At 49.5% G+C, this 3,492-nt stretch carries 3 protein-coding genes; all 3 read left to right on the forward strand.

All coding sequences use genetic code 11. The features are described 5' to 3' along the window. Positions 1 to 276 (forward strand): DUF559 domain-containing protein (locus tag WCO51_11270; protein MEI6513835.1); only part of this gene is annotated, 276 nt, incomplete at its 5' end. Beyond that, positions 273 to 1,232, forward strand: coding sequence for a hypothetical protein (locus tag WCO51_11275; protein MEI6513836.1), 960 nt, complete (start codon positions 273 to 275; stop codon positions 1,230 to 1,232). The genes WCO51_11270 and WCO51_11275, both read left to right, overlap by 4 nt. Positions 1,233 to 1,287: 55 nt before the next feature. After that, the coding region (locus WCO51_11280) for a 4Fe-4S dicluster domain-containing protein (GenBank protein MEI6513837.1) at positions 1,288 to 3,492 on the forward strand (2,205 nt) is incomplete at its 3' end.

Here is a 3,492-nt window from a genome sequence, read left to right on the forward strand (position 1 = left end):
CAACAGTATCCCGCCAATGGCTACTTTCTTGACATTGCTTTGGTATCCCCCGATGGCACCAAGAAGTTGAATGTCGAAGTCGACAGACGTGCGACGCATTGTGACTCATTTGGACGACGCAAAATGCGCGATGTGCTCCGGGATACCCGATTACGAGCATCGGGTTGGGCAATACAACGTTTTTGGGCAACTGATCTGCGAGCAGATATGGATGCGTGCACTGTTAAAGTCGAGCAAGCATGGAACAAACTAACCGATGAGATGACCGCATTATGACATACCAAACCAAGAAATCAACCAGTACGACATCTCTTACAGGCGTATTGCTGCTAGTTGCAACCCTCGTGTTCGCTATCTTAGGTTGGGCTTTGTACAAAGGACTTGGCCCGCAAATTAAAGCAAATGTAGCTACACAAAGGGTTCAAGCACTGGAAGCAGATGAGACCGCACTTAAATCGCGAATTCTCAAATTAAACGGCGACACCGCAACTGCGCAAATCGAAACAGATCAAAAAAAGAAAGCGTTGCTGGAACAAGAAACCCTGCTGGCTCGCTCCCAGAGTGAGCAAAAACGCGTTGACGAACTCTGTCGTATCGCCGTTGCCAACCGGATAACGGAAGAAAATAAGCGCATAGATACAAGCGCAACGAATTTGGTCCTTCGGTTGGCAATCAGTCAGCTCGAACAAGAGGTTAAGGCGCTTAGCGCGATTAATTCCAAACTGCAACTGGGTCAAGCCACGGCAGAACAGGCGCTTGCAAATGCGCAAAAGGCTGCCAGTGAGGCACGAGGTAACGCGGCCAAAGAACAGGAAACGCTTAAATCCATCGGCCTCCAAGCAAATTCGATTCGGGAAGACCTCGTGTCCTTCACCGGCCAGCGCGATGCCGCCAAACGGGCGCATGAATTGACCCTTGCAGAATTGCGTGCAGCCCAAAATCAACTGGTGCAATGTCAGGCGGATATTAAACCCCTGCAAGATGCCGAAAAGCAAACCCGCCAAGATCTCGCTGCCGCAGACGCCCAATTAAAACTGGCGGCCGAAAAACTTCTTGCAGCAAAAGAAGCCGAAGCCCAGTCAAGAATAGGCGAGGCTTCATCGCGACAACGTCTTGAGGATCTACGAAGGGAAGAAGCCTCACAACGCAGGGTTGTCGAGGCGTTAAAGGTAGATATAACTGCCTTACAAACCACCATCCGTGCGGCCGTCAAACCCGACGCATCGAAGTAACAGTGCCGACGATGCAGGAATGGTCTCAATTCTGTCTATTGCATAAGGAGTCATCATGGATCAGATAGCTATTTACATTATCGCCGCCGTTGTTGCATTCGCGGCCATCCTTTTCGCTTTCGCCATTGCGTGGATCGCATCGCGGAAACGAGATGAATTGATAAGCGAAATGACCCTATTGCAGGCTAAGATTGATGACACTGAAGACGCAAAAGTATTACGCGCGCGACTGGAGTTTTACAAGGCCGACCTTTCCGCAAAAGAGGAGATCATTCGCCAGGGTGAATCGGCTAAACATTTTCTGAATGAGCGTCCAACATTAGACGCTGAACGGAAAGCACTGGAGGAAGCACTTGCATCACGAACCACTGCACTCAGCACGCAAATAGCAACGATTCAGAACCTAACAGAACGCGCCGACAAACTTGTGCATGAAATCGCTTCCATGGAGGGCGAGCGCGATCTCTTGGAAAAGGAAATTGCTCGGCTCAAAGAAGAAAAAAAAGAAAAGGAAATGCAGGCCACAAAACTACAGGCCGACGTAGAGGCAGCAAAAGGTGTTCTAAAAACTATCAATAAAGATATTGCGACAGCAGAATCGAAGAAAGACGACCTGACGCCGAAAATCGCAAAACTTGAAAAGCAGAATCAAGACTTAGAAAGTGCTGCAAAACAAATCAAAGATGAAATCGCCAAACTGCAAACACGAATTGACACGCTACAACCCAAGGTGAAGGAGTTTGAGGCGATTGGAAAGGCGCTGGAGGGCGCGAAGGCGATCCAAAAGGAGATTGCTAAAACCAACGAAATATTGTTGAAAGATCTGGCGACCATCGCAGAATCGCGAAAGACCGGTAACATTGTACTTCGACAGGCCGCATTCGAAGGACTGATTCACGAACCCCCGTTCTCGCAACCTAAAGCAAACAAGCAGTTCGATACGGAGGCTACCGCACTTGCCCAGTTGAATGAATATGTGCATAGGCAGAAGTTTGATTTGCCTACTCGTCTTCTGTATGCCTTCCACACCTCATTGAAAACATCAGATATTTCAAGTCTGACAGTCATGGCCGGCGTGAGCGGCACGGGTAAAAGCGCTTTACCCAATTTGTATGCCAAGGCTATGGGTATCCACATCGTCTCGCTTGCGGTTGAACCGCGATGGGACAGCCCGAAGGATCTGCTAGGGTTCTTTAACTATGTCACCAACCGCTATGAAACGACCCAGTTGGCTAAAGCCTTGTTCCAGTTCCAAGGGTACCACAACGGGGACACGCTTAAACCTGATCCAGATCTCAGAGATTACATGTTTATGGCTATGCTGGACGAGATGAACCTCGCACGAATAGAGTACTATTTCAGTGAATTCCTAAGTAAGCTTGAGGATCGCAGACGCGGCAAGATGGACACTCTTGCGCACCGTCGAAAAATCGGTTTAGAAGTTTTTCCCGGTGCTAAGGGATTCGATCCCGAAAGTAAAAAACCGTTCATCGAACAGCCAATTCAACTCTTTGCTAACTACAACACCCTGTTTGTCGGGACCATGAATGAGGACGAAACGACCCAAAGCCTGTCCGACAAGGTTATCGACCGCGCGAATGTTCTCTACTTCGGCCGTCCCGCTGAACTCCAGCCTAGAACAGAGGTGGCAGAAAACGTTGGATCCGAAATGTTGCGTCACGAGGTCTGGGAACAATGGTATAAAGAAGTAAAGAACGGAGATACGGATGACAACCACAAGTTTCATAGGCCCAAGGCACTGTTATGGGAATTGAACGACGTGCTGACACGACTTGGCCGTCCATTCGCCCACCGTACGTACCAGGCGATGCTCTCGTATCTTGCCAACTATCCCTATGGGGCGGCGCCATTCATTGATGAGGCTGAGCTGCAGGGGTTTTTCACCCGTCCACTGGCCGACCAAATCGGCATGCGTATCATGCCAAAACTACGCGGACTAGATCTGGCGCAACATAAAGAGACCTTGGATGACGTATCTAAAATTCTGAGACAAGTCGGCGACAATACACTAATAGATGCCTTCGACAAGGCGACGAATCGTCAGAAGAACCGGTCAGGTTTCTTCCAATGGCAGGGCGTGAATTGGGAAACATTTGCCAGTCCCGAAAGCCGCTATTGCCCCGCCGGGGTTTATGAAGCGGTGGGCGTGGAAGAAGGCAAGCCGCGTTTGGTGATCAATGCGCAGAATTGCGTGCATTGCAAAACCTGCGACATCAAGGACCCGACGCAGAATATTGAT

Source organism: bacterium, from assembly GCA_037131655.1.
GTDB lineage: Bacteria > Armatimonadota > Fimbriimonadia > Fimbriimonadales > JBAXQP01 > JBAXQP01.